Annotated in this window: 4 protein-coding genes; 3 read left to right on the top strand and 1 reads right to left on the bottom strand. The window is 58.9% G+C overall.

Going from position 1 to position 2,799, the window contains the following annotated elements:
• Window positions 1–89: 89 nt before the first annotated feature.
• Genes Q1B15_RS07615 through Q1B15_RS07605 form a run of 3 tightly spaced genes read left to right on the top strand, consistent with a single transcriptional unit; the run spans window position 90 to window position 2,483 of the window.
• Window positions 90–572, top strand: a complete 483-nt coding sequence (locus Q1B15_RS07615) for a GrpB family protein (protein WP_299752471.1) — start codon at window positions 90–92, stop codon at window positions 570–572.
• 22 nt (window positions 573–594) lie between these two features.
• Window positions 595–1,041, top strand: a complete 447-nt coding sequence (locus tag Q1B15_RS07610; RefSeq protein ID WP_299752468.1) for a GNAT family N-acetyltransferase — start codon at window positions 595–597, stop codon at window positions 1,039–1,041.
• 17 nt (window positions 1,042–1,058) lie between these two features.
• Entirely contained in the window at window positions 1,059–2,483 is a 1,425-nt protein-coding gene (locus tag Q1B15_RS07605) for a protein adenylyltransferase SelO (protein ID WP_299752465.1), read from the top strand.
• On the opposite strand, the gene Q1B15_RS07600 is transcribed toward Q1B15_RS07605, so the two are convergent.
• Window positions 2,462–2,799: EamA family transporter (locus Q1B15_RS07600; RefSeq protein ID WP_299752462.1), on the bottom strand; the 338-nt coding region annotated here is incomplete at its 5' end. The genes Q1B15_RS07605 and Q1B15_RS07600 overlap by 22 nt on opposite strands.

Genomic DNA, 2,799 nt, shown 5'->3' with positions numbered 1-2,799 from the left:
GTCACAGATCGCCCGGCAAATGCGATGTTTATGGGGTCTGTCGACGACAAAGGCTTTTTCGACCTGCTAACCGAACGCCTGGCCCGACTGTGAGCCTTCTTCACGCGCCGAACTGGCCCGAAAGAGCCGCGCAGGAAACCGAAGCGCTACTCGCGCCTATGGGCGGCCTTGTGACGGTGTATCACATCGGCTCCACCTCCGTTCCTGGCCTTCCTGCCAAACCCAACATTGACCTTCTGCCGGTTTTCGCAGAAGCATCGGTCCAAACCTACGCGCAAAATGCCTTTGAGGCCTTAGGCTGTGAATATTTGGGGGAATTCGGGCTGCAGGGGCGCAGTTATGCCCGCAAGAATGATCCCGAAACCGACGCGCGCCGCCCCCATGCAGACGGTTATGTTGACGGACAAAAAGACATCACGCGCCACCTTGCCTTCCGCGACGCGCTCCGCGAAAACGCAAGCCTCCGGGCGGCCTACACTTCCGTTAAGCCGCTTGCAGCCACCCGGAAGGCGGAGCGGCGTACAGCGAATGCAAATTCGACCGGATCAACAAAGCAGAAGCCCGCGCTTTGATCCGCGTCACAGAAAGCCCGACATGAGCCAGATCCTTCACCTCGCCACCACCGCCGACACCGACAAACTGGAACCGATGATCGCGGCCTATCATGCGCTTGAAGGCATCCATTCTGACGAAGACCATCGACGATCCGCGATCACGCCGCTTCTTGAGGGCTCGCCCCATGGTGCGATCTGGCTGATTGGCCCGAAAATGTCACCCGTGGGCTATATAGCCGTCAGCTTCGGTTGGTCCATCGAAATGGGCGGCCTCGACGGCTTCATCGACGAGTTGTGGATTCGCGAGAAGGTTCGCGGCCGTGGCATGGGCAGCGAAGCGGTCCTCACCCTGATCAAGTCCCTCAAGGGCGCGGGTCTTATGGCGCTTCACCTTGAAATCGGCCCCGACAACACGCGCGCCGAAACGCTCTATAGGCGCCTTGGTTTCACCCACCGCGCTTTCAACATGATGACCTGGACGGCCTGAATGCCTATCTATTGCCCATGAGCCTCGATTTACCCTTCGACAACAGTTACGCCCGCCTCGACGAGCGCTTCTATACGAAGATCGCACCCACGCCGGTCAAAGACCCGTCGCTGATCACCTTGAACCGCCCGTTAGCAGCAGAGTTGGGTCTCGACGCAGACGCGCTTGAGACGCCCGATGGCATCGCGTTCTTGGCTGGAAATTCTGTCCCGGCTGGCGCCGACCCCCTTGCGCAAGTCTACGCAGGCCATCAATTCGGTGGCTGGTCGCCACGACTTGGAGATGGCCGCGCGGTCCTCTTGGGCGAAATTGTTGCTCCAGACGGCCAACGCTTTGATATCCAACTAAAAGGCTCCGGCCCCACACCCTATTCCCGCATGGGCGATGGCCGGGCATGGGTCGGACCGGTTTTGCGCGAATACATCGTTTCCGAGGCCATGCACGCCCTTGGCGTCCCCACTACGCGCGCCCTCGCTGCCGTCGCCACGGGTGAAACTGTATTACGCGAGGCACCCTATCCCGGCGCCGTCTTGACGCGCGTTGCCGCCAGCCACATCCGCGTCGGCACATTCCAGTATTTCGCCTCGCAGAAAGACACAAAAGCCCTCGCAGCACTCACTGAACACGCTATCTCGCGCCATGATCCAGAAGTGGACGGAGCCCTTGGCTTCCTCGACGGTGTCATTGACCGCCAGGCGAAACTTATCGCGAAATGGATGGGCCTCGGCTTTGTCCATGGCGTGATGAACACCGACAATATGACGGTTTCTGGTGAAACTATCGACTACGGCCCCTGCGCCTACATCGACCGATTTCATCCCATGCAGGTCTTTTCCTCGATCGACCAACAGGGCCGATACGCCTATGGCCGCCAACCCGAGATGGCAATGTGGAACCTCGCGCAACTCGCCACTTCGTTGCTGCCGTTGATCGGCGAAGTCGAAAAGGCGCAAGCCAGCCTCGACCGCTTCCCCGATCTGTACCGCACGGCGTGGCGCAATGTATTCCGCGCTAAAATCGGCCTGAAAACAAAGGCCGAAGACGACGACGGTTTGATCAACGGTCTGATCGATCTGATGGCACAGGGTCAGGCCGACTTCACAAATACTTTCCGAGCGCTTGGCAGCCACAAAGCCCGCGACGAATTTGTGGATCCGTCAATCTATGACGATTGGGAGCAGCGCTGGCGAGACCGGCTCGAAACCGAGGGCGCAAGCCCCGAAGATCGCGTGGCCGAACTGCAAAGCGTGAACCCCGCCGTGATCGCGCGCACACACCGCATCGAGCAGGCCATTCAAGCCGCTGTCACCGGCGACCTTGCACCGTACAAGCGTCTCAACACGGCCCTAGCAACGCCCTTTGCCAACCCCGGAGAAATGGAAGACCTCACACGGCCACCTTTGGAAGAAGAAGTCGTGCCTCAGACCTTCTGCGGCACCTGAACCGGCCGGCTAATCAATATCAAACTGGCCGACACCAAAACCAGTGCTACCAGCACGGGCAGTCCCAAAGCTTCATCCAAAAACAGCCAGCCGAAAGATACGCCGAAAACCGGCGACGGGAAGCTGAATGCAGCGACGATTGCGGGCGGGTAGACCGACAGCAACCAAAGCCAAAGTGCAAAGGCAAAAGTCACAATCACCACGAACTGAAACGTCAGACTCCACAAATGGATCGGCTGTACATCACTGATAAAGCGGCAAAAAAACGGTGCCGCTATCATTAAGATCGGCGCCGAGACAAATACTTGCCAGACCA

This window comes from uncultured Boseongicola sp. (assembly GCF_937988555.1).
Classification (GTDB): Bacteria; Pseudomonadota; Alphaproteobacteria; order Rhodobacterales; family Rhodobacteraceae; genus Boseongicola.
This window is presented reverse-complemented; position numbering and strand designations above follow the sequence as displayed.

Excerpts from the sequence above, each read along its gene's own strand:
- Q1B15_RS07610 (WP_299752468.1), top strand. The coding sequence starts at position 595 with ATGAGCCAGATCCTTCACCTCGCCACCACCGCCGACACCGACAAACTG.
- Q1B15_RS07605 (WP_299752465.1), top strand. The coding sequence starts at position 1,059 with ATGAGCCTCGATTTACCCTTCGACAACAGTTACGCCCGCCTCGACGAG.